The organism is Arthrobacter sp. Y3221159 (genome assembly GCF_059089885.1).
Window position 1 is genome coordinate 229,984 of the sequence record NZ_JBNHFC010000004.1, and the last position, 25,219, is coordinate 255,202.

The window sequence follows — 25,219 nt, forward strand, 5'->3', positions numbered from 1 at the left end:
CAAGGATTGCTTCGATGACAACAACAACCACACAGGCTCCTCCCACCGGTTCCGATCTGCCCGCCACCATGCGGGCCAATATCCTCAAGAGCCAGGGCGACATGGCCATGGAGACCCTGCCCCTTCCCAAGCTCGACACCGACCAGGTCCTGGTGCAGGTCGCCGCCGTCGGCGTTTGCGGCAGCGACGTACACTACTACGAGCACGGCCGGATCGGCCCGTACGTGGTGGACCACCCGCTGATCCTTGGCCACGAGCTCTCGGGCCGGATTGCCGCTGTCGGCAGTTCCGTTGACCCTGCACGCATCGGCCAGCGCGTCGCCGTCGAACCCCAACGCCCCTGCCGTAAGTGCCAGCAGTGCAAGGCCGGCCGCTACAACCTCTGCCCGGACATCGAGTTCTACGCCACCCCGCCGATCGACGGCGCCTTCGCCGAATACGTCACGATCCAGAGCGATTTCGCCTACGACATTCCGGACAGCGTCAGCGACGAGGCAGCCGCCCTTATCGAACCGCTCTCGGTGGGTTTGTGGGCATGTGAACGGGCCGGGATCAAGCCCGGCAGCCGGGTTCTGATCGCGGGTGCCGGACCGATCGGCATCATCGCCGCCCAGGCAGCCCGCGCTTATGGTGCCACCGAAATCTACATCAGCGACATCGCCCAAGACCGGTTGGCTTTTGCGCTGGAGCACGGCGCGACGCATGCGCTCAACGCCCGGACCGACAACGTGGAAGGGCTCGACGTCGACGCGTTCATTGACGCGTCCGGCGCACCGCAGGCGGTCCGTTCGGGAATCAAGGCCGTGGCACCGGCCGGGCGCGTGATCCTGGTTGGACTGGGGGCCGACGACGTCGAACTGCCCGTCTCCTACATCCAGAACCGGGAAATCTGGCTCTCCGGCGTCTTCCGCTACACCAACACCTGGCCGCTGGCCATCCAGCTGATCGCCGACGGCAAGGTGGACCTGGACGTCCTGGTCACCGGAAAGTACACGCTCTCCGAGTCCGAGGAGGCGCTCAAGGCAGGAAAGCAGCCCGGCCAGCTCAAGGCCGTGGTCTACCCGGGCCGCTGACCCCTGCACCACATCCCCGCCAAGAAGCACTCCGAGGAAGCAGCCATGCCAACACCCTTCAACCCCTCTGATCCCACGCCCGGCGGACCCTTGGTGACCGTGATCGGCGAGTCCCTGGTGGACATCATCGATGACCCGCACCGGGGGACCGCCGGCCGTCAAGCGCACCCGGGCGGCAGCCCCTTGAACGTTGCCGTGGGAACCGCACGGCTGGGCCTTCCGACAACCTTGGTGACGCATTACGACGACGACGCGTTCGGGCTAATGGTCGACCAGCACCTGCAGTCCAACGGCGTTTCGCCGGTCCGGGGCGGTGCTTCGCCCACGTCCACAGCAATCGCAACCCTGGGCAAGGACGGCGCCGCAACCTATGCCTTCGACATCACCTGGGACATCAACGGCGCGTCGCTTCCCGCCTTTGCCGCCGTGCAAGCCTCCACGCACGTCCACACCGGCTCCATCGCCACCATGCTGCAACCGGGCAACCACGCCACGCTGGCCCTGGTGGAAGCGGCTCAGGCCGGCGCCACCGTGAGTTTCGACCCCAACTGCCGGCCAGGCATCAGTCCTGACGTTGCCGCCGCCCGGCGGCAGGCTGAAGTGTTCGTCGCTGCCAGCGACATCGTCAAGGCGAGCGATGAGGACCTGGCATGGCTCTACCCGGACAGGACTCCGGACGAGTCATTAACTGCCTGGCTGGAGCTCGGTCCGGGGTTGGTGGCCCTGACCCGCGGGGCACAGGGCCCCGTGCTCCTGAGCAGGCAGGGGCGCGTGGACCTGCCGGGCGAAGCCGTTGACGTAGCGGACACCGTGGGGGCGGGCGACTCCTTCATGGCCGCCCTCATCTCCGGCCTTGCCCAGCTGGATTTACTCGGTGCTGCCGGCAGGGAACGGTTGCGGAGCCTTGCTTCCGATGATCTTCGCGCACTGGCCTCCTACGCCAACAGGGCAGCAGCGATCACCTGCTCCCGCCAAGGTGCCAGTCCACCCTCGTCCGGGGAAGTGGACCCCATTACGACCTTAGGGACCGCTTAGGTTCCTCGGTCATTCATCCGAATCCCCATGCTCTGGCCCTTGGGGGGCTCTGGCATAACCCGTTTCATCAGGGACTCCCGCCCGCCACTATGCCTGTGGTGTGCTCGAAAGGACGACGAAGTCCACATACGCAACCGACGACCCACGAGCATGAACACGATGAGCACGGACTCGAACGTAAACAACGGGGCCAAGCCACAGGCTGGCGTGTCTCGGCGCAACCTGATCCAGCTGACAGGGGCCGGCGCGGCGGCGATCGGGCTGGCCGGCGCTGCCAGCTGGGCTCTCCGCTGCAGAACTGGATGCCATCGATGCGCTTGCTTGACCGCGGCGTGCGCGGCGGACCCGACCCCGACGACGTCGACCCCTCAACGTGGGCCTCGAGATCGCCGAACCCTGACCCCCACGTTCGACCAAAGGAAACTGTCCACACACGCATTCCGGCCGCAGCCTCCAACGCTTTGGGCACGACAGGTCTCAGACTGCTCGACTTGGTCCAACAATCGGCAGTTGGCCTGTTGCGTCAGGGACGCCGGGAAGCTGCGTCGGTTGAACTTCGCCAACGGCCGGCTCATGAATTACGCGCATGCGAAAGAGCGCTATGCCAGAGATTAGGAACCAGGCAACGTTCGTCACAACCGACGGCCATGCCCCATGAAAGACGCCATTGACTATGAGGGCACAGGCTCCGATAAGATTCGCTGATTGGAAGCCCTTACCGGCCTTTAACCAGCCCATGGAGACAGCCAAATAGGCACTCAGGATTGCAACTGCGCCGCCCCAGCCAGCAGCTTCCCACAGCAGTTCCATGATGTCCTTTCCACAGCGGCACCCCGCGTCTGCCAAGCGGCAATGTGTGCGTCCTACGCCAAATATTGAGTGACGAGCACCTTCAGTTCAATTGCATTCTGCTGAAGGTGTGGTTTAGAACTGCTTAACATGGACATCGACCCGCGCCGGTTGCGCGTTCTCCTTGCTGTTGCACGTACCGGCGGCATCCTTGCAGCTGCAGACGAACTCCGCATCACACCATCTGCAGTATCCCAACAGCTCAATAAATTGGAGGCGGAAACGGGCCATGCCCTGGTGGTACGCACACCCAAGGGATCGTCGCTGACACCTGCGGGAGTCGCGATGGCTGAAGCCGGCGAGGAGATCGAACGGGCAGTCAGCGTTGCCCTCGCCAGGATGCAGGGTGGGGCGACCGTCGAAGGCGTCGTTAAGGTAGGCGCATTCACGAGCTTTGTGCGAACGCTGGTGATCCCGCGTCTTCCCGAATGGCGATCCCAGTACCCGCAGCTGAAGATCCAGATTGTGGAAGACGATTTCCCGGTCCTGATGCGCCTCCTGCGTCAACACCAGCTCGACGCCGTCGTGGTCGAACTGGACTCGAGAACGGCAGGGCAACAAGCATTGGGCGCCGGAATGATTGAGCAACCGCTGCTGGACGAGCCATGGAAACTGGTCGTTCCTTCCGGGACACTTATCACTACCGAGAACGTCAATCTCGGCCGGCTGCCCCTTCCCTGGCTGGGAGTAGAGCCTTCTGCGGCTAATGCTTCCGTACTCGATCGACTCCGCCGCACGGGCGGCGCAGCGGAGACTGTTCATCAGTACCAGGAAACCCTGACCGCCCTCGCGCTGGTAGCCGCTGGGGAGGGTGTCGCCATTGTACCCACGCTGGCTCTGGCCGGCGTCGTTCAGGACGGTGTGGACGTCCTGGACATTCCTGGGTTGGGGACCAGGCGTATCGTCCTGCGGCGGTTCGACCGGCGCAGGACGGCAAACTTGCCTGTAGATACAGTGGCACGCCTCCTGCGGGAATCAGCCGCCGCATTTGATACCCGTGGGCATCGTGATAATGCCACTTAACCGAGGCTGGCAACGCCGTCGCAGGAATCATTATGATGCCCGCGAGCGTAGACAGCCGATTCATTACAGGCACAGAGGTTCGACGGCGGCGCGAACGATGTCGGCGGTATTGCCCACTGCGTAATCCGGGTATCTGGTTTGAGCCGCCTCGGAACCTGCGGCGGTACCACCACAGACGGGTCCGGCGGGGCCGTGACGGGCCCCGCACGGTGATTCCATCTTTGTACCAAGATGCCGGGGCCTGAGTTGTAGAAAAGGGTTGTTCCCAGGGCTGGCCCGTGCGGTTAGGGTGATCACGGGCGGTGCCGATGAAGGATCGCCCGGTTGGGTGATCAGGTGCCAGTAACGGAGCTGATCCAAGCGATTCGATTCTCGGGAGGAAGCATGACCAGTCCAGAGCAGGATCCAAGCCAGCAGGAAGGCCCCGCGGACGGTGGCGCGGCCGGCGTCCCCGGCATGCACGACGGCGGTGCCGACGGGGGTGCCGACAGCGGTGCCGACGGTGGAGCTGACAGCGGTGCCGACGGTGGAGCTGACAGCGGTGCCGACGGGGGAGCTGACAGCGGTGCCGACGGGGGTGCCGACGGTGAAGCTGGCAGCGGTGCCGACGGGGGTGCCGACGGTGAAGCTGGCAGCGGTGCCGACGGGGGTGCCGACGGTGGGGCTGACAGCGGTGCCGATGGTGGGGCTGACGGGGGTGCCGACGGCGGTGCCGATGGTGGAGCCGCGGAACGGGGCATCTGAATTTTGAGCACCACCCGCACGGACTTCCAGGACCCCGGCGCCGTGAAAAGCGGCGGGGTCCTGGAAACACGCCTGATTAAGATAGGCCGTGAGAGGTTCGCCGGCGACGTCTGGGGGCGCACGGCGCTTCTCACGCGTGGCGCCAGTGACTTCTCCGATCTGTTCTCTGCCGGGGCCGTCGACGAATTGGTCTCGCGCCGGGGTCTGCGCACGCCTTTTCTCCGCGTTGCCAAGGGCGGCTCTACATTTCCCGACTCGTCGTTCACCTCGCCCGCCGGCGTCGGCGCCACCATCTCTGACCAGCTCGACGACACAGCGCTTTGGCGCAAGTTTGCGGACGGTGCCACGCTCGTGCTGCAAGCACTGCACCGCACATGGGCGCCTGTCTCTGACTTCAGCAGCAGTCTGAGCACTGAGTTGGGACATCCGGTGCAGGCGAATGCCTACATCACGCCGCCCCAGAACCGTGGGTTCGACGATCACTACGACGTGCACGACGTCTTCGTCCTGCAGATCGAAGGGACAAAACGCTGGATCATCCATGAGCCGGTCCACAGGGACCCGCTGCGTGATCAGCCTTGGACCGATCGCCGCTCCGCTGTGGCGGAGGCCGCCAAAGGCGAGGCCTACATCGACACGGTGCTTGAGCCGGGGGATGTCCTCTACCTGCCGCGGGGCTGGTTGCATGCCGCCCAGACGCAGGGCGCGGTTTCCATCCACCTCACGCTCGGCATCCACAGTTGGACCCGCTACGCATTGGCCGAACAACTCGCGCAGGCCGCGCTTGCAGCGCTGTGCGATGATCCCGAGATGCGCCGTACGTTGCCGTTGGGCGTCAAAGGGCCTGGTGCGGAGCTCGACATCGTCCGTGAACGCCTCGCCGCTGCTGTCGTTGAGGCTGAAACCAGTTCTTTGTTCCAACGTACCCGGCGTGGTCAGGGTCGCCCGGGACCGCTGGGGCCGCTGGCCCAGCTCGCGGCTGTCGGCGGCCTAAGCCCCGAGTCTGTGGTCCGGCTTCGCGGTTCACTGGAAGCGCGTCTGGAGGGACTGCGCCTCACCACGCGCGTGGGTTGGCTCGACTTCCCAGCGACCGATCTGCCTTCCGTCACGCGACTGCTCGACGGGGAGATTCACACCGCGGGTGATCTCGGCGTCGAACTCGTTGAAAGACTGTTGCGCGCGGGGGTCCTCGTTCCCGTTGAACAGTGATCTAGACAGCGACTTCGCCACAGCGGCGGCCACAAAGCGCTTCTTCTGCTCTGAAGGCGCCCGGTTGCGCGGCGACCCGATTGCAGGCACAGCGCCGCACGGCGTCGTCTGGGTCCTCATCGAGTACCGGGGCGGGTGGCCTCTCAATGGCTTTGAAGGGCTTGATCTTGAGCCTGAAACCAAAGCACTCGTGCTCTCCGCCGCGAAGGCGGCGCGGGCGCGGGTGCTGCTGGTGAGACGGCCCGGCCCCCGCCGCCGTGAAGGTAAGAGCCATTGGGCAGTACTGCACCATGAGGATTCGGGCGCCTATCGTCAGCAATGGGGAACGTGGGGCAAGGATGAGGATCTGGCGGAGATTGCCAAAGCCCTGAGCCTCCCCGGAACGCTCGACTATCCACCCCTCATCCTGGTCTGCACTCACAGTCAACATGACCAATGCTGTGCCGTGTGGGGACGGCCCGTGGGACGAGCGTTGAGCGAGCGGTGGCCGGAGCTGGTGTGGGAATGTTCGCATGTAGGAGGTGACAGGTTCGCAGCCAACGTCGTGGTTGCACCAGACGGTGTCTACTACGGAAATCTGGACGAGGAGTCGTCCGTCGCCACGATCGAAGGACACCTCGCTGGCCGTATCAGCGCGGAGCATTTGCGCGGATACACGGATCTCTTTCCAGCACAGCAGACCGCCGTCGCGGCCACGCTCAGGCGGTTCGGCCCGGCCGGCCGGAATGACTACAGAGTGATCGAGACCTCCAGCAGCGGTGATCACTGGCGGATCCACATCACTGGATCTCCTCCTCACCCCGCGCGGATCGACATCGAACTCCGTACCCACCGCGGCCCGCCATGCCGGCTAACCTGCCGCGGACCGGCAACAAGCTCGGCCACGGTCTACGAGCTCATTTCGATCCGTGCCGTCTAAAGGACCGGGTTTATCGAAGGCAGTTCCTTTATCGGCGAGTCGATGGCGGTGCCAATCGACCCGGCGAACCAAGGCATCGAGCAAAGGGTAGGCGCCCGTTCCCGAGTTAGCTGGACGCCGTCGCCGCGATGCCGGGCACGAGGTCCAGGACGAGGAGTGGGGCTGCGGCGTAGGCATGCCTGTTTTCGACCTTTGCTGCGGAGAGTCGTTGGCCCGCGACACCCGACGCTCTACCGTATTCCTGTTCCTGGTCATGACCGGCACCCGGTTCGCCGAGGCTAACCGCTTTGACCGTTGGCAGAGGTGGACGTGCTCTCCAGGCCTCCAACGTCCCGGATCAATAAGACCTGGAAAAGTGACGGTCAATCCAAGCTTATAAGCTGCTCCACGGGGACCCCCCCTTACTTCGGGATTGCCCTGCGTCTCCGGCCACTTGCCTCGTGATTGCTCTTGCTTCACGGCACCAGCGGGAAGTGCCTGTAGACACCCAAGAGGGGGCCGGGCAGTGCCCGGACCCCTCTTTACGGCTGAGGCTCAGCGGCGGCTGAACCGTTAAGTATTCCGTGCTAGCGGGTGGCGGCGCCGCGGGTGCGGTTGGCGTTGCGCGAAAGCAGGATGGCCAGAGCGATCATGGCGATGCCGAGGACGAAGTGGAGCCAGTTGTCCGCGGTGTTGACGGGCACGAAGTTGGCCGGAGTATCGTGCCCGATGATGAGGCCGTAGAGCCACAGGACAAGGTAGACGACGCCACCGTAGAGCAGGTAGTTGCGGGACTGTCCGTGGGTGCGGGACATCAGGATCCCGGCGACGCCGAAAAGCAGGTGAACAATGTTGTGCAGGATCGAAACCTGGAAGATGCCCAGCAGAAGTGCTCCGGATTCGTGCCCGGCGAACGAGAGCGTTTCGTAGTTGCTGGTAATGCCCGGGATGAATCCCAGGACTCCCACCAGGAGGAAGACAGCGCCTACTGCCTGCGCTGCCTTTTGGAGGGTTGTTTTCGGCCCGGTCACGCGGTTGGTCGCGGTCATTGGGGTGCTCCTGTTTTCTTCACGTGTGGGTCGATGATGTTTTCCGGCGTGGAGCCTGAAGACCTTCGGTGATGGCCTTGGGCTGCACGCCGGCGGGGGAGTGGGATGTGCTCCATGTTCCTGAGTTGGGTTATGTGGTGTTCCAACTGGTGCCGGAACTCGGCATCAGCAACAGACTCGGGAATGGCTGCAATCAGGTCCTCTGCTGTTGAGAGGGCGGTTCTGCCCGCTTCGGTAAGGCGGAGGTTGGCGCTGCGGCCATCGATTCCCGGCTCCTTGGCCAGATACCCGAGACCATGGAGGCGGTACAGGACTTTGCCGAGGCTCTGCTTGCTCACGCAGAGCAGATCGGCGACGTCGGACGCTGTGGCCGGTTCCAGTTCCGCCACGGCCTCCAGCGTCTCCAGGCCGCCTTTGGTGAGCCTCAGGCGAGCGAGCTGACGGTTGAGCCGGCGCTCGGTAAGCCGTGCGACGATGCCCAGAAGACGGTGTGTGGCCCACCGCTCCGGCCCCGCCGGGACTGACGCGCTCATATGCCGCGGACCGCCGGCGGAAAGGTCAGGGTCGGGGCCCACGGGTGGCTCCGCCGCTACGCGGGGCAACCCGCGGGCCCTGTCCTCGCCGCTCACGTGTTTTGGACGTTGTCCTTGGCGTCGGCGGCCCGGTCCTTGACGTCGCTGACGGCTCCCTGACCCTCTGCCTTAACGTTCTGGGCGCCGTCGGCCGCGGCGGCCTTGACGTTCTCCACCGCTTCCTGCGCTGGTTCTTTCAGGTCCTGGACCACGTCCTTGGCCGCCTCGGTGACCTTGCCGGCCAGCGGCTGGGCCGCCGTCTTGAGCTGGTCCGCAGCTTCACGTTCCCTGGTGCTTGCCGGGATCAGGGACGAGAGGAGCATGCCGGCGCCGAAGGCGATGAGTCCGGCGGCCAAAGGGTTGCCCTGGGCCTGGGCTTTGACCTGCGCCGGAGCGTGTGAGATCGCCGTACGTGCGCCGGAGAGCTTCGCCGCCACGTTATCCTTGGCCCCGTGCAGCGACTCACCGCTGGAATGCAGTGCACCCCCGGTGTGGCTGGCGCCGGAGGAGACCTTGTCATGGACCGTGGACGTAGCCGAGCCGACCGTATCCTGAACCTTTGAAGTAGCGGTGTCGGCTGCGCCCATAATCTTGTCCTTGACCCCGGCTACGGCATCTTTGACCTTGTCAGTCTGGCGGTGGACGATGTTGGACGGGGTGACCTTGTCCGCGACGGCGTCCACATCGGTGCTCAGGCGTGCGCGGGTAGCTTCAATTTCTTCGCGGATTGCATCCGGGTTCTCGCTCATCGGTTGACCTCACCTGGTTTCAGAGTTGGGGGAATTTCGGAAAGGGTTTCGCCCGTCTGCGGCAGGCCCTTGACTTGCTTGAGTTCCTTCCGGCCAATGCTGGCCAGGACCGCGGCGATGATGCCCCAGACCACGGCGACGATCACGGCAGCCCAGCCCAGCGGCATCAGGGCGCCGAGGGCGAACATCAGTGCCAGGGACAGGAAGACCAGGACGAAGTGCCCGGCCACGCCGGCGCCAGCGAGCATCCCGCCGCCCTTCCCTGCCCTCGTCGCTGACTGCTTCGCTTCGGCCTTGGCCAACTCCACTTCCTGGCGCATCAAGGTGGACAGGTCCCGGGTCACATCACCCAGCAACTCACCCAAAGAGGCGTTATCGGCCTTCTGATGCGCCTCACTCGGCGGCATCTCAGGAATCTGACTACTCACAGCTGCCGACCTCCACCGGGAGTGTTGTTGTACGGGTCATCCAGGTCATTGAGTGGAACGCCACCTGCCTCGGTGCCGGAAAAAGCCGGCCGCCCCGGTTCCCCGTAGATGGTTTCGCCATATGCCGCGGGCGCTGCCGCTGCCTCAGGAAAGGGTTCGCGGACGCCTGCTGCGACAGCCGTTTCGGCCTTGGGTGCCTGCACTGGAAGCGGGGGAATGGAGGCAGTTTGGGACGCAGGAGCGCCTGCTGTAAGGCCGCGGGTCAACCGCCCTGCCAGAACACCTGCACCGGCGGCCAGCAGCAGGAACGTGCCGGGGCGGTTGCGTGCGAACCGCTGAACCTCGCCCAGCAGGTCGCCCGGCTCCTTGTTCTCCAGCCAGGAAGCAACGGATTCGCTGCGCTGTGCAGCTTGCCTGATCAGGCCGCTTGCCAAGCCCTGCTGGTCCGGGGCGTCCGCCATGCTCTGCAGCTGGCTGGAGATAGTCCGGATACCCTCGGCCGCCTTCTGCTGCTGGGTCCCGGCCTGGCTGGACAGGCCCTGCTTGGCCTGGCCAAGCAAGTCCTTAGCGCTGGACGTCGCCTCTGCGGCGACGTTCGCTGCCTCACTCTTGGCCTTCTGGGCCACTCCCTGCGCCGCTGAGGCTGCCTGCCCCGCCACCTGCGAAGCCTCCTCCTTGGCGACGTCCTTCTTCGAATCCGAGCTTCCGGCCGACTCCGCGGTCGTGGCCGGGGCAGTGTTGCCGGACTGGTCAAGGGTGCCAGGCGTTGAAGCGCCGGACCACTGGTTCTCAGTCATCATCGCTCTCCTTCAGTTGATGCACGGGCAGCAGGCCAGAGAATTTCATGCCACCTGCAATTAGTAAGCATGGTTACTAGTTAGATAGTAAGCACACTTGCTATTAGATCCGCAAGCACAGGTGCGCTAATGCCGGCGCCAGCGCGGATGCGTTGCAGAGGCTTTTGCCCCTACCTGGTGGTTCCTGTACCTGGGGCTCTTGGGTACCGATAGCGTGTCCGTCTGCTGTTTGCGCAGGGGTCGCGGAGGTTGACGATCAGAGAGCGCCCGTCAGGGCGCATTTATCCTTGAGGTCATCCGGGTGGGGCTGGCCAGCCTCAGGGCGCAGAGTTGGATGTCAGGAATCAGCGGTTGTGCCAGGGCCTGTTTCCGGTGGTGCTGTCCGCCGTAGGCTATGGGCATCCATCTACCCCGGGAGGCACTCATGCGCACGGCACAACCTTTGACTGAAACCGAGCAGGTCCACCGTCTTTCTGAGAACCTCAGGATCCAACTGGCCAGGGGGAAGGAGTGGGCCACGCCGGGGGTGCAGGCCGCTTTGCAAAGGGCGGTTGACGGTCTCGATACCGGCATTGAAGCGGCCTCCCCGCGCCTTCAACTGGTATTGCGCCGGCTCGCTGACGAGCTCGCAGGCGGGGTGGAGACACTGACTCCGCGGGTCCAGGAGCAATTAAGGAGGGCAGGGCGGAAGGCCGCGACTGAAGTTGCTGAGCCGGTCGAGGCGCGGCGACCAGGGGCACGGAAGTGGTGGTGGATCGGTGGATTGCTGGTCATGGCAGCAGGAACAGTCGCCTGGCGTTCCATGCAGGCAACCGCCCGGGAACCCGAGCCGACACCGGCGCTGGAGAAAAGCGACCGGACAGAACCTGACGCCGCCGCGGACCTCGCCGCCGGCGCTATCTAATAGGAGGTACAGGAGGGCCCGCGCTCATTGCGCGGGCCCTTCCGCTGCTGTTTAGCGGCGGGTGTCGCCGATTCCGTCAGCTTCGATGTTTTCCTTGCGGACTTCCTCGTTGACGGTGACGTCTTCGGTCAAGGTGTCCTTGTCCAGCCGGACCCGCTCGACCGGGACGGCTTCCTTCTGGACCACGGGGCGTTCCTCGTGGAGGATGACTTCGTGTTCTTCCTCGCTGATCGCGGGGTAGTGCCGCCGCCCAGGTTGTAGTGAGCGTACAGCCGCTCCTCTTCAGCCGGTTCAATTGCGACGGTCAGCGGCGGTTTCTTGCTCGGCCACTCGTCGCGCTTCCAACGGCATCGACTGGTGATCCGTGGTCTACGGTCGTGGGAGTGGCGGCGCGGGTATGGGTAAGGGGTTGTCAAAGGCGGCAGCTGAGGCCCGCCCTTCACTAGAAGGAGAGCAAGCATGCAAACAGTCGAAGAGACCATTGACGTCACGGTTCCCGTGCGCGCGGCATATGACCAGTGGACCCAGTTCGAGCTCTTCCCCAATTTCATGTCCGGGGTGGACTCCGTAGCCCAACTCGACGATCGGACGAACCACTGGGTCGTGAACATCGGTGGAGCCAGGCGTGAGTTCGACACTGAAATCATCGAACAACGCCTTGATGAGCGGATCGCCTGGCGCAGCATCGACGGCCAGACGCATGCCGGCGCCGTCACGTTCACGCCGCTTGAGACCGGCGTGACGCGCATCTGGGTCCGTCTTGAATGGGCCCCGGAGTCCTTCATTGAAAAGACCGGGGCCGTTCTAGGATTCGACAACATGCAGGTCAGGGCGGACCTGCGCCGCTTCAAGGAGTTTATTGAGGCCAGAGGTACCGGAACCGGCTCCTTGCAGGGAGAGGTGCATTAGGCGTTTCCGGTATGGCGTGGATGCATTCCGTTTGCCTGCGCCCCTCCAGGTATGAAAAAGCCCCGCCGATTGAGGGTTGGGCGGGTTCAGTTCCAAGGGTGTGATTACGAGGGTCAACTTTGGACATCGAGGACGAATTCGTGCCGTGACCGGCTTGGGCCCAGTTTGGACTCATAGGGAAGGAACAGCGGCACTAATGCAACCGTGTAGCAGAGTGCGGCGGGATCCAGCGGCGGGACCACTCCGATGAAGCTGCCACTCTTTAACGGCAGTCTGACTGCACGCCGGAAGGAAGACGCCGCAATCATCGTCGCCGACCGAAATCATGAGCCACGGGCGAAGCTGCCTCAGAAAGCACTCTTTCCACTGGCAGAACCGGACGCGGGACAGGCCCGGCTTTCTTATTCGCAAGCAGTTGGACGGGGATTTGGGGGTTAGTCGGTAACCCGTTTCTTACGTGTTCGCCGCTGGGTGGAATATGAACATGCTCAGTAGGGTTCCACGGCACGACCGGCTTCCTGGATGAACCATCCGGGGTGCTCGGAAAGGGCTAACGCTTCGGCTTCCGCCTTGTTAGCGGCCAGCCCGGTCCACACCGCGGTGCGGTCGAAGCCATTTGAAACGACTACACGCCACCGATACCTTCTAGCCACCATTAAGGATGCACATATGCCCAACCTGACGGCAATCGATTTTGGGTTTCCTCGCGGTATGAGTGCCCTAAAGGGTGACTGAGAGGCAACAGCAGCCCAGGCACAAAAGGGGGCACACCCCTCGCTTGTCGCGGCGTACGCTGAGCTCAACGGCGGGCCGATCTTCGCGGGTGAATGACTCTTTCCCAAGGAAACATCCAGTTCCCTCGGAAGGTTGTAAAGGCTGATGAACGAAGCCGGCAGGGCCGTTGGCACATAGAGAGGTGCCACACCCCGGGTCACCGGCATGCGGCACCTCTCGTGCCCGTCACCAGAAGTGGGCGACGTCCACAACTAGCCGGGAACCGGATCCCGGTCCGTCCAGGGTGAAGACCCGGAAGGGCAGCCGGGCACGGACGCCCAGGCCGATGCTGGTGGAACCCTCGAAGCTTCCGGCGTAAACGACTTGCCGGAACGTCTGGTAGCCGGCAACGTTGGACAGCTCAGCCTTCGCGGCAGGGTTGTAGGTGACGTTGCCGTTGCTGTCATACGAGGGTGCGTTCACGACGACCTGCAGGCGCGCATTGCCATACACCGGAATCGTGTGGCCGGTGCCGTCCTGGACAATATCGGGGACGTAGCGCACTGTGTAGCCTGTTGCGGGGCCGTTGAGGTCCACCACCATCCGGTCGAAGCAGGGTTGCTGCCCTGTCCGGACGTTGATGACGGATGCTGAGCTCATCTCGGGCGCTGCTTTGTCCTGAGATCCCCATGCGAGCCCGCAATAGGAGGTGGCTGCCGAAGCGGGCCCCGGCGCGACGATACCCAGCCCGACGGCCGCGAGGAGCGCCGTGAGCCAGAGGAGGAGTTTTTTCATTGGTGCCATCCAAGGGGGAGTGGTGCGGTTGGACAGCTCAAGATTAGGCAGTGCCAGGCCCCCAAGACGAGGGTTGTTGCGGGTTCGGAGCGGAACCGTGAAGAACGCTGCATCCGGGTCACGTGGCAGTAAATTCCGAGGCTCTTTGCCGGCCTTTTTGATCGTTTCGGTGTCGTTTCTGGACCCGGCCGTGATGCTTGGTAACAAGGCCATGGCCAGGCAGCTTGATGGTGGGCGCCAGGTGGGTATCTTGTTTCATACTCGTGGTTGAGCAGTCAGCCGGTACGGCACTCGAAGACAGTCACCCACCAGGGCATCAGACGCTGACCACTTCCATCAGTCATTCGGGTGTTGGCGGCCGCAGCGCAGGACCTCCGTCACCTCAAGGACACGCAGCCTACCCGCCGCTCCGCCCCCTGGGGCTCGTTCCGCCCGCGCCTGCAGCGAGTGAGGACCGTGCCCGGAAGCGGGCTAGGATCGCCTGCTGCCCCAAAGATGTGGCAGTAGGTGATGGCGGCCCCGAGCAGCACGCTCCTGTGACTGAGTCCACACGCCCGAGCTCGCCACCTCTACGTCATCTATTCACAGCACGTCTGCCGAGGGTCAGTGGGGCGTGCGGAGTCGGACCGGCAGTACGGGGACGGATTACATCTTCGCGGATTCGCCGTACCTCATCTAAGGCAGGTGCCTTCTCAAGGCTGCAGTCGCGAAGCCTTCTGATAGCGGCTGTCGGCCTCTTCGCTTTGGTTCGGGCTTCTGGCTTCAGCCGGCGACCTTTGGCGGGATTTCGCCAAGGCAATCAACAAAGTCAGGACGGTACCCATCCAGGCAAGTCCAGTAAGGAATACCAGACCGACCGCCACTAAGGGGTGCATGGCAAGAGTTTAGGCCGGTGCGGCTGACAAAACCGGACGCAACTCCGCACGATCAGAGCCGGGAATATGCAGGTGGGCACCATGAGCAGGCCACAAGGCCCGCGGGCACGAAAAAGCGCGCTCCGTTTGCCGGACGCGCCCTTCCCGGTTCTTCACTGGATTTGGATGAGCAACAGGGAACACATGGCCGACGCGCTTCTTCAGCAGGCGGCTGAGGCCACCATCGTTGTCATCACGCTGATTCTGGCTGCGCCGTGGAGTGTTCCTCGTCGCCGCATCACTCTTGCCGTCGCAGGTTTCCGCAGCGTCAAGGACCGGGAAAGGAAAGGCATCGACCTGCCGTCCTGGTTCGGGCTGTGGACGGCTTTCCCGCTGGGCGTCCTCACCACTGTCGCTGACCTGCCCAACGCGTTCCCCTACTTCATCGCGATCGAACGGATGGTCGCAGCGGACGGCGACATCCCCGTCGGCCTGTTAGTGCTCACCGGCTACGCCCTCGTGTTCTGCATCCCATGCCTGATTCTGCTCGTCCTCGGCATGCACACGGCGACAAAGTCAGGACACGTCTGCGGAAGGTGCTGGATCGGTTCTCCACCGGAACCGTCAAGCGATCCATTCCGGCAGCGCCCGCCCTGTTCGTCCTCGCCGCCGCAGTCCTCATTATTGCCCTCTGGCCATAACACTGGGGAAGTCCCAATGCGGCTTCTGGCTGGGCGTGGTTCCTCGCTCCCGTTCTCTCGGGTTAGCAGAGGAGGTGTGGACAGTGTCCACACCTCCTCTGCTATACCGGACTGGCCGTACGGCGGCGCCCGTTGTCAGGTTCGGGTCCATGAGTTCCTGGCGCCCGGTGTCAGAGAATGGACTGACCGAGCCCAACCGGACATCCTTCACCCGGGCCTCGTGCCAGCTTGGCGTGCCTCGCTGACCGGCTCCTAGCCCCTGGAACTGCTGGTGAGGCGATGGGCGCAGATCCGGCCCTAGTCCTTCAGATGCTGATGCTCCAGCAATTCGTGATTGCAGTGCAGTAACAACTCGTGCCTGTAGTGAAGGCCCAACCAAGGCGATGCAGCGTAGTCGTCGATGCCAAAGGCTTGCGCAAAGGGTGCTTCCTCAGCGCCCATCAACTGATTGGGCCTACGTGGAGGAAGTGTTGTCAGAACCACGCTAGGAAGTGCTGTTCGATGTCTGGGCATGGTCTCTCCTCGTCTTGGAAGGTTCGTTGGGTCAGAAGGCCCGGAGGATGTCTTCGACGCGTTGTTTGGCGTCGCCGAAGAGCATTTGGGAGTTGTCGCGGAAGAACAGGGGGTTTTGGACTCCGGCGTATCCGGCGGCCATGGATCGTTTGAAGACGACGACGTTTTCGGCTTCCCAGACGCGGAGGACGGGCATGCCGGCGATGGGGCTGCCCGGGTCTTCCGCCGCCGCGGGGTTGACGGTGTCGTTGGCTCCTATGACGAGGACGACTGACGTCCCGTCAAGGTCGTCGTTGATTTCATCCATTTCCATGACGATGTCGTAAGGAACTTTGGCTTCGGCGAGGAGGACATTCATATGTCCAGGCAGGCGCCCGGCGACGGGGTGGATCCCGAATTTGACGTCTACGCCGCGGTCACGGAGTTGCTGGGCGAGTTCGGCGACGGGGTATTGGGCCTGCGCCACTGCCATGCCGTAACCGGGGGTGATGACGACACTGGAGGCGCTGGTGAGCAGTTCGGCAGTTGCTTGTGCGGAAATTTCCCGGTGCTCTCCGTAGTCCGTGTCTCCGGTCTTGGGCGCTTCGATGCCGAAGCCCCCGGCGATGACGGAGATGAAGGACCGGTTCATGGCTTTGCACATGATGTAGGAGAGGTAGGCGCCGGAGGAGCCGACGAGGGCGCCGGTGATGATCAGCAGGTCGTTGTTGAGCAGGAAGCCGGCGGCGGCTGCTGCCCAGCCGGAGTAGCTGTTGAGCATGGAGACGACGACGGGCATGTCGCCGCCGCCGATGGAGGCTACGAGGTGCCAGCCCAGGCCCAGGGCGAGGATGGTGACGACGATAAGGAGCCACAACTGGGTGTCGTTGACGTACCAGACGGTCAGGACGACGAAGGCGGCGAGGGCACCGAGGTTGATCGCGTTCTTGCCCGGCAGCATCAGCGGTGAGGACTTCATTCGGGCCGAGAGTTTCAGGTAGGCGACGATGGAGCCGGTGAAGGTGACGGCGCCGATGAAGACCCCGATGAACACTTCTGCGTGGTGGATCGCTTTGAGTGCGTCGGGCAGTTCGGGGCTCTCGAGGTGCCCGTTCCAGCCGACCAGCACCGCGGCAAGGCCGACGAAGCTGTGCAGCAGCGCGATGAGTTCAGGCATTCCGGTCATCTGGACCACGCGGGCGCGCCACAAGCCGATCGCGGCCCCGACCAGCACCGCGGCCACGAGCAGGATGAGACCGGTGAGTACGTGAGATGAGCCCCAGGCGTTTTGGAGGGTCAACCAGATGGTCGCTGCCAGGGCCACCACCATTCCGGAGATCCCGTAGATAACCCCTGCGCGGGCCTTCTCGTGCCTGCTCAGCCCTGCGAGGCTGAGGATGAACAGCAGGGCTGCGACAATGTATGCCGCCCCGGCTACGGACTCTGCGGTCAAGGGACCGGAAACGGTATCAGTCACTGTACTGCTCCTCGTAAGAATTCCTGTTGCTTCGCGTACGGCGCTCATCCCTGTGCCTTATTTCCCTTGGAGAACATCGCGAGCATGCGCCGGGTGACGGCGAATCCGCCGAAAATGTTGATGCTGGCAAGCAGAACAGCAACCGCCGAGAGGGCCTGGACGATGATGTTGTTTGAGGTGATCTGCAAAAGTGCTCCGACGACGATGATTCCGGAGATCGCGTTGGTAACGGACATCAGGGGAGTGTGCAGCGCGTGGTGCACTTTCCCGATGACATAGAAGCCCACGACGATTGAGAGCATCAGCACTGTGAAGTGCTGAGGCAGCGGATCCGGCGCCACTGCATTGATCCCGAAAAGCACGGCGATACCCGCAGCAATCAGACCGGCTTTACCGGCAGCGCTCAGCCCGGTCTTCTTGTCAGCTTTGCCGGCAGGTTGTTCACTGGCTGGCGTGACCGCCGCCTGGGCCTGGGGTGCCGCTGAGACCTGGACGGGGGGCGGTGGCCAGGTTTTTTCTCCCTCGCGTACGACCGTCACGGAGCGCTGAACCACGTCATCGAAGTCAAGGGTCAGCTGGCCGTCCTTGTTCTTGGTGAGGAGCTTCAGGAGGTTCAGCAGGTTGGTCCCGTACAGCTGTGAAGCCTGGGCCGGAAGCCGTGCCGGCAGATCGGTGTAGCCAAGAATGATGACACCGTTTTCCGTCACCACCCGTTCGCCTGCCACGGAGCCTTCAACGTTGCCGCCCTGCCCGGCAGCCATATCCACGATCACGCTGCCCGGTTTCATCCCGGCTACGTCATCGGCCGTGAGGAGTTTCGGTGCGGGCCGGCCCGGAATCAGGGCCGTGGTGATGATGATGTCCACGTCACGGGCCTGCTCGGTGTAGATTTCGGCTGCGCGCCTGTTGTACGCCTCCGACGTCGCCTTGGCGTACCCGTCAGAGGACTTCATCTCTTCCTCTACCTCAACCTTGAGGTAAGTACCACCAATTGACTTCACCTGATCCGCCACCTCGGGCCGCGGATCCGTCGCGCGAACGATCGCGCCCAGGCTGCTCGCCGCACCGATCGCCGCCAGGCCGGCGACACCCGCGCCGGCAACGAGAACTTTCGCCGGCGGGACCTTGCCCGCCGCGGTGACCTGCCCAGTAAAGAACCTGCCGAACTCATGGGCGGCCTCGACCACGGCACGATACCCGGCGATGTTCGCCATCGAACTCAGGACATCCATCGACTGCGCCCGCGAAATCCGCGGCACGGCATCCAAGGCAAGGGCGGTGATGGGCCGGGCTGCCAAAGCCTCAACAAGCTCCGGCCGCAAAGCAGGGCTCAGCATCCCGATCAGGGTGGCGCCGTCACGCAGCCGCCCTATCTCTTCGTCAGTTGGCGGATTGACCCGCAGCACTACGTCGCTGCCCCACGCATCGTCGGCGCCGACGATTAGAGCGCCCGCCGCAGCGTATGCCTCGTCCCGGAAGGACGCGGACTCACCGGCTCCCTTTTCGACTACAACGTCGTAGCCCAATTCCAACAACTGCTTCACGGTGACAGGCGTTGCCGCCACCCTCGTCTCGCGACCTAACTCGGCCACGATGCCTATACGCGTCACTATTCTCTCTCTCTAGGATGTGGTGCCTGGGGAATTCCGCTGCCGGGGGACAGCATCTGCTGTGCCCGCTGGATGCGCGACAAATTCGGTGCTCCTGCGGTTGGGCAAACAGGACCTACTGCATTGGTCCGCTTAGGCCCGGTCAAGGAGTCCTGCTGGAGAAGGTTGCTGAATGTTGTCCTTCAGGCAGTCGGACAGGGCGGACATGCTCCTTCGCCCTGCTTATATTTGCAGGACCTGCAGATTTGGCGGAACCCGTCCCCAGCTCCTCAGCGAGGGCCTCATGCAGTTGCGGAATTCCAAGGCTGGGGCAGTAGCCCGGGTAACCATCGGCGGTCGCCCTGTTCGTAGCGTCCACAATGTGCGGGGCTGTCGGAATGCTGAGGTCGCCACCATGGAAGGGAAACACGCAGTATCCCCGGCTCTTCCGGGTGGCTGCGGCGTCCGCGACGCTGAAGGCAGTCTCGGTGCCCAGCCCCCGGAGACGGTGCGCGAGTTGCTGCATCTGTTCTACTCCTCATCGAGTTAAGAATCGATCCTTCAGCGGACCCCGATCTAGTATAGAACTTATATATCAAAGATTGAAATAAGATATATCTGAACTTTTTGCTGGCACCACGACGCTGATTCATGACAGCGCTGATCGCGGACCCCAGAACATGTCCCGGGGTGGCGGCGAGGCAGCTTGGGGTGGACAGGACAGCTGCGGGCCGCTTGCAAGACAACGGGATTGGTTGTGCTTCTTCCCGCTCGTGGGCGGAACGTGCGTTCGCTTGGGAGCCGGCCGGATACGGTCAGACCAGCCAGCGCCACCAGCGTGGCTGCTCCAGTTCCGGCGTCGGCTCCGGCTCCGGCTCCGGCGCCTCGCCCAGGGCCAGCGCGGCCTCGATGATGTCGTTTGCGGTGAGCGTCATGACGGCCTCACGATCGAGCGCGTCGAGACTTCGTTCCTTGTCGAGCGAGAGCCGCAGCGCCTGGCGGTTGAGGGATTGCTCGAAAAGCGTGCGGGCGAACCGTGCGTTGCCGGAGTCCTCGCTCGCGTGGAGCCCGGTGAAGATGCGGCGCAGCATCTCGTCCGCACCCGGCTCCAACACGTACTCGTGCTGGGCCAGCATACGGTGGAAGATCGTCTGGAGTGAGTCGACGGAGTAGTCGGGGAACGTGATCTCCCGGGCGAACCGGGAGCGCAGTCCGGGGTTCGAGAGCAGGAAGGACTCCATCAGCCGCGGGTATCCGGCCACGATCACCACCAGGCGGTGGCGGTAGTCCTCCATCCGCTTGAGCAGGACTTCGATCGCCTCTGGACCAAAGTCCATCCGGCCGTCCTCCGGGGCCAGAGCGTAGGCCTCGTCGATGAACAGGACGCCGTCCAGCGCACGCCGGATCACCCGGTCTGTCTTGATGGCGGTCGCGCCTACGTACTGCCCCACCAGGCCTGAACGGTCCACCTCGACCAGGTGGCCCTTCTGCAGCAGTCCAACCGCGCGGTACATCTCAGCCAGGAGCCGCGCCACGGTGGTCTTGCCCGTTCCCGGGTTTCCGAGGAACACCAGGTGTTGTGATGTGGCCACCTCCGGCAGGCCGTGCGCCTTACGGCGGGCCTGGACCTGGAGCAGTGCGACGAGGGCCCGTACCTGTTCCTTCACGGTCTCCAGGCCGACCAGCGCGTCGAGTTCGGCCTGCACCTCGGACAGCGGCCGGGCCGGACCGGGCCTTGCACCGATGAGATCGCCGACGAGGTCGTCGACGCGCTCCGCACCGGGCAGCTTGAGCTGATCGGCCAGGTGGCCGATGGTTTCGCGCAGGTCGTCGAGCGGATGGCGGCTGGGAGCCATGCATCTACTGTAGTACTCGTTTCGGGACCGGGGTTGGGTTGGCCTCGTTATCACCGCGGCTTATCGGCGCGCGCCTCCTAACGGATCGCCGCCGGAAACTTCGACGACGACGGCGATGCGGTGGCTGGCAGTTTGCGCGGACACCGAGGGCCGCAGGACATTCGCCCTGCGGCCCGGTATCCGTTGATCGGTACTAAGCCTTCACGTAACCGTTGGGGTTCAGCACGAACTTTGTTGCCGCTCCGGCGTCGAATTCGGCGTAGCCGCGCGGGGCGTCTTCAAGCGGAATGGCCTGGGCATTGACTGCCTTTGCGATCTGGACCTTGTCGTGGAGGATGGCCATCATGAGCTGACGGTTGTACTTCATGACAGGGCACTGGCCTGTGGTGAAGGACAAAGACTTAGCCCAGCCGGTGCCCAGGGAGAGCGAGAGCGAGCCGTGCTTTGCAGCCTCATCAACTGCACCCGGATCCCCGGTGACGTAGAGGCCCGGAATACCCAGGGAACCGCCGGCCGCGGTGATGTCCATGAGGGAGTTCAGAACGGTGGCGGGCGCCTCGTGGGTGGCGTCCTTGCCGTGGCCGCGGGCTTCGAAGCCGACGGCGTCCACGCCGCAGTCCACTTCCGGGACGCCGAGGATCTGTTCAATCTGGTCCTTCGGGTCGCCCTTGGAAACATTGACGGTTTCACAGCCAAACGAGCGCGCCTGCGCCAGGCGGTCTTCGTTCATGTCGCCCACAATGACGACGGCGGCACCCAGCAGTTGGGCGCCGACGGCGGCGGCGATGCCAACAGGACCTGCACCGGCGACATAGACGGTGGAGCCGACGCCGACACCGGCCGTGACTGCGCCGTGGAATCCGGTGGGGAAGATGTCGGAGAGCATGGTCAGGTCCATGATCTTCTCCAGCGCCTGGTCGCGGTCCGGGAAGCGCAGCAGGTTCCAGTCGGCGTAGGGGACCAGGACATACTCTGCCTGGCCGCCGACCCAGCCGCCCATGTCCACATAGCCGTAGGCGCTGCCCGGCCGGTCAGGGTTGACGTTGAGGCAGATTCCGGTCTTTTGCTCCTTGCAGTTGCGGCAGCGGCCGCAGGAGATGTTGAAGGGTACGGAGACGATGTCGCCGACCTTGATGAACTCGACGTCGGGCCCAACCTCCACCACTTCACCGGTGATTTCGTGGCCGAGGACAAGGTTCTGCGGAGCTGTGGTGCGGCCCCGGACCATGTGCTGGTCCGAACCGCAGATGTTGGTGGTCACGGTACGGAGAATCGCGCCATGCGGCACCTTGCGGCCGACGTTGGCCGGATTGACGCCGGGGCCGTCCTTGAGCTCAAACGTCGGGTACTCAGTGTCGATGATTTCGACGACACCGGGTTCCTTGTAGGCGACTGCTCTGTTTCCTGACATGGTCACTTCCTAATCGTTGGTGTTACTGAAATGGAGAACTTGAGAGGGATCTAGGCCTTTTCCAGCCGGATGATCACGGACTTGGAGGTAGGCGTTCCGCTGGTATCCGCCACGGAGTCCAGAGGTACCAGGACGTTGGTCTCGGGATAGTAGGCGGCGGCGCAACCCTTCGGCGTCGAATACGACACGATCCGGAAGTTTTCGGCCCGCCGCTCCGTCCCTTGGAACTCGGAGATCAGGTGGACCATCTCCCCGTCGGCAAAACCGAGATCACTGACATCCTGGGCGTTGATGAGCACCACGCGCCGGCCACCATGGATGCCGCGGTAACGGTCGTCCTTGCCGTAGATGGTGGTGTTGTACTGGTCATGTGAGCGCAGGGTTTGCAGGACCAGCCGGCCGGAAGGGACTTTGATGAACTCCAGCTCGTTGCCCGTGAAGTGGGCTTTCCCGGACGCGGTGTCGAACTTCCTGGCGTCGCGCGGCGGGTGTGGCAGCACAAAGCCGCCCGGATGCTGGATCCGCTCTTCAAAGTCTTCAAAGCCGTCAACGACCGCTTCGATGTGCTTCCGGATCAGCGAGTAGTCATCCCGCATGGCGAGCCAGCTGGCCTGGGGCGTGTTGGGCAGACGGCCGTGCCCCTCGGCAAACACCCTGTGCGCGAGGTTGCACACGATGGCTACCTCAGAGTGGAGGTGTTCGCTGGCGGGCTTGAGCCGTCCCCGTGACGCATGGACGGCGCTCATGGAATCTTCCACCGTGACCCGCTGGTCGCCGGTCTGCTGGGTATCCTTCTCTGTGCGTCCGAGCGTTGGCAGGATCAACGCCCTGCGGCCTGTGGACAGGTGCGAGTGGTTCAGTTTCGTGGAGATCTGAACGGTCAAACGGGTATTGGCCAGGGCCTGCTCGGTGACCTCGGAGTCCGGGGCGGCGCGCACGAAGTTGCCACCCATCCCCATGAAGAAGCGGACCTTGCCGTCCCGCATGGCGCGGATGGCGGCCACCGTGTCAAAGCCGTGCTCCCTGGGAGACCGGAACCTGAATTCCTGGTCAAGCCGGTCATGGAACGTCTCCGGCATTTTTTCGAAGATGCCCATGGTGCGGTCGCCCTGGACGTTCGAGTGACCGCGCACCGGGCAAACCCCTGCGCCGGGCTTGCCGATGTTGCCCTGGAGGAGCAGGACGTTGACCACGTCACGGAGGGTAGGCACGGAATGCTTGTGCTGGGTCAGTCCCATGGCCCAGCACACGATGGTGGCATTCGATGCAAGCAGCCGTTCTCCCGTTGCGTGGATCTGCTCCAAGGTGAGACCCGTGGCCTCCACGATGTCATCCCACTCCACCTTCTCGAGGTAACGCAGGTAGTCATCAATGCCCACTGTGTGGTTGGCGATGAAGTCGTGGTCCAGGACCGTTTCCAGGCCCGGGGTGTTCCGGCCGGCAGCTTCGGCTTCAAGCAGGTATTTGCCCAGGCCCTGGAACAGGGCCTGGTCGCCGCCGGCACGGATCTGCAGGAAGTCGTCCGTCAACCGGATCCCCGACACCATGCCTGATACATGCTGCGGATTTTCAAAGTGCAGGAGTCCGGCTTCGGGTAGGGGATTGACGGACACAATGATCGCGCCGTTCTTTTTCGCCTTCTCCAGTGCACTCAGCATGCGTGGGTGGTTGGTACCGGGATTCTGGCCCGCCACGAAGATCAGCGACGCCGTTTCCAGGTCCGTCAGGCTGACAGAACCCTTGCCGATTCCAATGGTCTCCACCAGCGCCGATCCCGAGGATTCGTGGCACATGTTGGAGCAGTCAGGAAGGTTGTTGGTGCCGATTCCCCGCACCAACAGCTGGTATACGAATGCTGCTTCATTGGAGGTCCGGCCGGAGGTGTAGAAGACCGCCTGGTCGGGGTGCTCCATGCCCCGCAGCTCCTCCGCCATGAGGTCGTAAGCCTCGTCCCATTCAATGGGCCTGTAGTGGGTTGCGCCTTCATCCAGGAACATCGGGTGGGTAAGCCGGCCTTGCTGGCCCAGCCAGTAGTCGTCGCGGGTCTTGAGATCAGCAACTGAATGTTGGGCAAAGAATTCCGGGGTGACGCGGCGACGGGTGGCTTCCTCGGCCACTGCCTTGGCGCCGTTTTCGCAGAACTCGGCGGCGTTGCGCTTTTCGTGTTCAGGCCAGGCGCAGCCCATGCAGTCGAACCCGTCCAGCTGGTTCACAGCCAGGAGCGTGTGGACACTGCGCAGTGGACCCATCTGTTCCAGCGAAATTTTCAACGCGTTGGCAACGGCCGGGATGCCTACGGCCTTGGTCTTGGGCTTGGTGACGGTCAGCTTTGACTCGTCGATGTTTTCGCGGGGGGCTTTGGATGCCACGGGTGTTATCCCTTTCAGATCCTGGAAGTGAAGCAGCCGGCAAATGCTTATGCGGCTTGCGGAAGAGGCGGAGTTAGCGGCCCGGACCCGGTCGTTGCGAGGGAAAGGATCCGGGCCGCTTGCCTTGTTGGCCGCAGGGCGCGGCTTAGCCCCGGAGCCTGGTCATGGTGGGGTCGTAGAGGGGGTCTTGGGTGATGGTGGCTGGGATGCGGCGGCCGAAGTATTCGATTTCGACGGAGTCTCCGATGGAGACTTCGTTGGGGAGGTAGGCGTAGGCGATGGGTTTTTGGACGGTGTAGCCGTACGCGGCGCTGGTGACGTAGCCGAGGGGCTGGTCTTTGTAGAACACGGGTTCTTTGCCGAGGACGATGGAGCGGCCGTCGTTGATGGTGAGGCAGCGCAGGCGCCGTGCGGAGTTTTCCTCGGTGCGGCCTTCGAGGGCGGCTTTGCCGACGAAGTTGTCTTTGGTCATTTTGACGGCGAACCCGAGGCCGGCTTCGTAGGGGTCGTGTTCGGTGGTCATGTCGGTGCCCCAGGAGCGGTAGCCCTTTTCCAGGCGGAGGGAGCTGAACGCGGCGCGGCCGGCGGCGATGATGCCGTGGGGCTGTCCTGCTTTGAAGAGCGTGTCCCAGAGGCGCTGGCCGTTGTCGGCGCTGGTGTAGAGTTCCCAGCCGAGTTCGCCGACGTAGGACAGGCGCATGGCCGTGACGGGTACGCCGCCG

22 protein-coding genes and 1 pseudogene are annotated in these 25,219 nt (G+C 63.6%); 9 read left to right on the top strand and 14 right to left on the bottom strand.

All coding sequences use genetic code 11. The annotated features are described in order from the left end of the window. Positions 1-14 precede the first annotated feature (14 nt). On the top strand, positions 15-1,073 hold the full coding sequence (locus AC5RT3_RS06445; RefSeq protein WP_494123786.1) for an NAD(P)-dependent alcohol dehydrogenase: 1,059 nt from the start codon (positions 15-17) through the stop codon (positions 1,071-1,073). 45 nt (positions 1,074-1,118) lie between these two features. After that, positions 1,119-2,108, top strand: coding sequence for a carbohydrate kinase family protein (locus tag AC5RT3_RS06450; protein WP_494123787.1), 990 nt, complete (start codon positions 1,119-1,121; stop codon positions 2,106-2,108). Positions 2,109-2,585: 477 nt separating this feature from the next. On the opposite strand, the gene AC5RT3_RS06455 is transcribed toward AC5RT3_RS06450, so the two are convergent. Beyond that, complete coding sequence (locus AC5RT3_RS06455; protein WP_494053185.1) at positions 2,586-2,918, bottom strand: CBU_0592 family membrane protein; 333 nt, start codon at positions 2,916-2,918, stop codon at positions 2,586-2,588. Positions 2,919-3,047: 129 nt separating this feature from the next. On the opposite strand from AC5RT3_RS06455, the gene AC5RT3_RS06460 reads away from it, so the two are divergent. From AC5RT3_RS06460 to AC5RT3_RS06475, 4 genes are all read left to right on the top strand, one after another. Next, positions 3,048-3,980 (top strand): LysR family transcriptional regulator, encoded by a 933-nt coding sequence (locus tag AC5RT3_RS06460; protein WP_494053184.1) that lies wholly within the window; start codon positions 3,048-3,050, stop codon positions 3,978-3,980. Between the two features lie 384 nt (positions 3,981-4,364). Beyond that, positions 4,365-4,724: a BatC protein gene (locus AC5RT3_RS06465; protein ID WP_494123788.1), complete on the top strand. Its 360-nt coding sequence runs from the start codon at positions 4,365-4,367 to the stop codon at positions 4,722-4,724. A gap of 3 nt (positions 4,725-4,727) precedes the next feature. Beyond that, positions 4,728-5,933 carry a cupin domain-containing protein gene (locus tag AC5RT3_RS06470; protein WP_494053182.1) on the top strand — a complete coding sequence of 402 codons (1,206 nt, stop codon included), beginning with the start codon at positions 4,728-4,730 and terminating at the stop codon, positions 5,931-5,933. Continuing rightward, positions 5,923-6,852 carry a ferredoxin family protein gene (locus AC5RT3_RS06475; protein ID WP_494053181.1) on the top strand — a complete coding sequence of 310 codons (930 nt, stop codon included), beginning with the start codon at positions 5,923-5,925 and terminating at the stop codon, positions 6,850-6,852. The genes AC5RT3_RS06470 and AC5RT3_RS06475 overlap by 11 nt, the downstream gene beginning before the upstream one ends. 566 nt (positions 6,853-7,418) lie before the next feature. On the opposite strand, the gene AC5RT3_RS06480 is transcribed toward AC5RT3_RS06475, so the two are convergent. The 5 genes from AC5RT3_RS06480 to AC5RT3_RS06500 are packed head-to-tail and all read right to left on the bottom strand — an operon-like array spanning position 7,419 to position 10,426. Next, on the bottom strand, positions 7,419-7,880 hold the full coding sequence (locus AC5RT3_RS06480; protein WP_494053180.1) for a DUF4383 domain-containing protein: 462 nt from the start codon (positions 7,878-7,880) through the stop codon (positions 7,419-7,421). Next, positions 7,877-8,455 (bottom strand): MarR family winged helix-turn-helix transcriptional regulator, encoded by a 579-nt coding sequence (locus tag AC5RT3_RS06485; protein WP_494123789.1) that lies wholly within the window; start codon positions 8,453-8,455, stop codon positions 7,877-7,879. Before AC5RT3_RS06485 ends, AC5RT3_RS06480 begins: the two co-directional genes overlap by 4 nt. Before the next feature lie 50 nt (positions 8,456-8,505). Continuing rightward, positions 8,506-9,201: a DUF3618 domain-containing protein gene (locus tag AC5RT3_RS06490; protein ID WP_494123790.1), complete on the bottom strand. Its 696-nt coding sequence runs from the start codon at positions 9,199-9,201 to the stop codon at positions 8,506-8,508. After that, positions 9,198-9,608, bottom strand: a complete 411-nt coding sequence (locus tag AC5RT3_RS06495; RefSeq protein ID WP_494011191.1) for a phage holin family protein — start codon at positions 9,606-9,608, stop codon at positions 9,198-9,200. The genes AC5RT3_RS06490 and AC5RT3_RS06495 overlap by 4 nt, the downstream gene beginning before the upstream one ends. 17 nt (positions 9,609-9,625) lie before the next feature. Continuing rightward, positions 9,626-10,426 (bottom strand): hypothetical protein, encoded by an 801-nt coding sequence (locus AC5RT3_RS06500; protein WP_494011192.1) that lies wholly within the window; start codon positions 10,424-10,426, stop codon positions 9,626-9,628. Between the two features lie 442 nt (positions 10,427-10,868). Between AC5RT3_RS06500 and AC5RT3_RS06505 the strand changes: the two genes are divergently transcribed. After that, positions 10,869-11,330 (top strand): hypothetical protein, encoded by a 462-nt coding sequence (locus AC5RT3_RS06505; protein ID WP_494011193.1) that lies wholly within the window; start codon positions 10,869-10,871, stop codon positions 11,328-11,330. A 51-nt stretch (positions 11,331-11,381) separates the two neighbouring features. On the opposite strand, the pseudogene AC5RT3_RS06510 reads toward AC5RT3_RS06505, so the two are convergent. Continuing rightward, positions 11,382-11,567, bottom strand: a pseudogene (locus AC5RT3_RS06510) (DUF2382 domain-containing protein); the annotation flags it as partial. 222 nt (positions 11,568-11,789) lie between these two features. Between AC5RT3_RS06510 and AC5RT3_RS06515 the strand changes: the two are divergent. After that, the gene (locus AC5RT3_RS06515) at positions 11,790-12,239 is read left to right on the top strand and encodes an SRPBCC family protein (protein ID WP_494011194.1); all 450 of its coding nucleotides are present in this window, start codon (positions 11,790-11,792) and stop codon (positions 12,237-12,239) included. 960 nt (positions 12,240-13,199) lie between these two features. Here the strand turns inward: AC5RT3_RS06515 and AC5RT3_RS06520 are convergent. After that, entirely contained in the window at positions 13,200-13,748 is a 549-nt protein-coding gene (locus AC5RT3_RS06520; protein ID WP_494011195.1) for an AMIN-like domain-containing (lipo)protein, read from the bottom strand. A 1,040-nt stretch (positions 13,749-14,788) separates the two neighbouring features. Between AC5RT3_RS06520 and AC5RT3_RS06525 the strand changes: the two genes are divergently transcribed. Beyond that, positions 14,789-15,559, top strand: a complete 771-nt coding sequence (locus tag AC5RT3_RS06525; protein WP_494123791.1) for a hypothetical protein — start codon at positions 14,789-14,791, stop codon at positions 15,557-15,559. Between the two features lie 288 nt (positions 15,560-15,847). Here the strand turns inward: AC5RT3_RS06525 and pntB are convergent, their stop codons facing one another. The 6 genes from pntB to AC5RT3_RS06555 all read right to left on the bottom strand — a co-directional run. Further along, a complete protein-coding gene (gene pntB / locus AC5RT3_RS06530; RefSeq protein WP_494011197.1) occupies positions 15,848-17,320 on the bottom strand; it encodes a Re/Si-specific NAD(P)(+) transhydrogenase subunit beta in 1,473 nt (490 codons plus the stop codon). Further along, entirely contained in the window at positions 17,317-18,882 is a 1,566-nt protein-coding gene (locus AC5RT3_RS06535; RefSeq protein WP_494053173.1) for a Re/Si-specific NAD(P)(+) transhydrogenase subunit alpha, read from the bottom strand. The genes pntB and AC5RT3_RS06535 overlap by 4 nt, the downstream gene beginning before the upstream one ends. A gap of 794 nt (positions 18,883-19,676) precedes the next feature. Then, the gene (locus AC5RT3_RS06540) at positions 19,677-20,717 is read right to left on the bottom strand and encodes an AAA family ATPase (protein ID WP_494053172.1); all 1,041 of its coding nucleotides are present in this window, start codon (positions 20,715-20,717) and stop codon (positions 19,677-19,679) included. Positions 20,718-20,910: 193 nt separating this feature from the next. Beyond that, complete coding sequence (fdhA, locus tag AC5RT3_RS06545; RefSeq protein WP_494011200.1) at positions 20,911-22,128, bottom strand: formaldehyde dehydrogenase, glutathione-independent; 1,218 nt, start codon at positions 22,126-22,128, stop codon at positions 20,911-20,913. A gap of 50 nt (positions 22,129-22,178) precedes the next feature. Beyond that, positions 22,179-24,497 (bottom strand): FdhF/YdeP family oxidoreductase, encoded by a 2,319-nt coding sequence (locus AC5RT3_RS06550; protein ID WP_494123792.1) that lies wholly within the window; start codon positions 24,495-24,497, stop codon positions 22,179-22,181. Between the two features lie 145 nt (positions 24,498-24,642). Then, positions 24,643-25,219 (bottom strand): aminomethyl transferase family protein (locus tag AC5RT3_RS06555; protein WP_494123793.1); only part of this gene is annotated, 577 nt, incomplete at its 5' end.

Coding starts and splice junctions, on each gene's coding strand:
- AC5RT3_RS06445 (WP_494123786.1), top strand. CDS start 15: ATGACAACAACAACCACACAGGCTCCTCCCACCGGTTCCGATCTGCCC.
- AC5RT3_RS06450 (WP_494123787.1), top strand. CDS start 1,119: ATGCCAACACCCTTCAACCCCTCTGATCCCACGCCCGGCGGACCCTTG.
- AC5RT3_RS06455 (WP_494053185.1), bottom strand. CDS start 2,918: ATGGAACTGCTGTGGGAAGCTGCTGGCTGGGGCGGCGCAGTTGCAATC.
- AC5RT3_RS06460 (WP_494053184.1), top strand. CDS start 3,048: ATGGACATCGACCCGCGCCGGTTGCGCGTTCTCCTTGCTGTTGCACGT.
- AC5RT3_RS06465 (WP_494123788.1), top strand. CDS start 4,365: ATGACCAGTCCAGAGCAGGATCCAAGCCAGCAGGAAGGCCCCGCGGAC.
- AC5RT3_RS06480 (WP_494053180.1), bottom strand. CDS start 7,880: ATGACCGCGACCAACCGCGTGACCGGGCCGAAAACAACCCTCCAAAAG.
- AC5RT3_RS06490 (WP_494123790.1), bottom strand. CDS start 9,201: ATGAGCGAGAACCCGGATGCAATCCGCGAAGAAATTGAAGCTACCCGC.
- AC5RT3_RS06495 (WP_494011191.1), bottom strand. CDS start 9,608: ATGCCGCCGAGTGAGGCGCATCAGAAGGCCGATAACGCCTCTTTGGGT.
- AC5RT3_RS06500 (WP_494011192.1), bottom strand. CDS start 10,426: ATGACTGAGAACCAGTGGTCCGGCGCTTCAACGCCTGGCACCCTTGAC.
- AC5RT3_RS06515 (WP_494011194.1), top strand. CDS start 11,790: ATGCAAACAGTCGAAGAGACCATTGACGTCACGGTTCCCGTGCGCGCG.
- AC5RT3_RS06520 (WP_494011195.1), bottom strand. CDS start 13,748: ATGAAAAAACTCCTCCTCTGGCTCACGGCGCTCCTCGCGGCCGTCGGG.
- AC5RT3_RS06525 (WP_494123791.1), top strand. CDS start 14,789: ATGAGCAACAGGGAACACATGGCCGACGCGCTTCTTCAGCAGGCGGCT.
- pntB (WP_494011197.1), bottom strand. CDS start 17,320: ATGAGCGCCGTACGCGAAGCAACAGGAATTCTTACGAGGAGCAGTACA.
- AC5RT3_RS06540 (WP_494053172.1), bottom strand. CDS start 20,717: ATGGCTCCCAGCCGCCATCCGCTCGACGACCTGCGCGAAACCATCGGC.
- fdhA (WP_494011200.1), bottom strand. CDS start 22,128: ATGTCAGGAAACAGAGCAGTCGCCTACAAGGAACCCGGTGTCGTCGAA.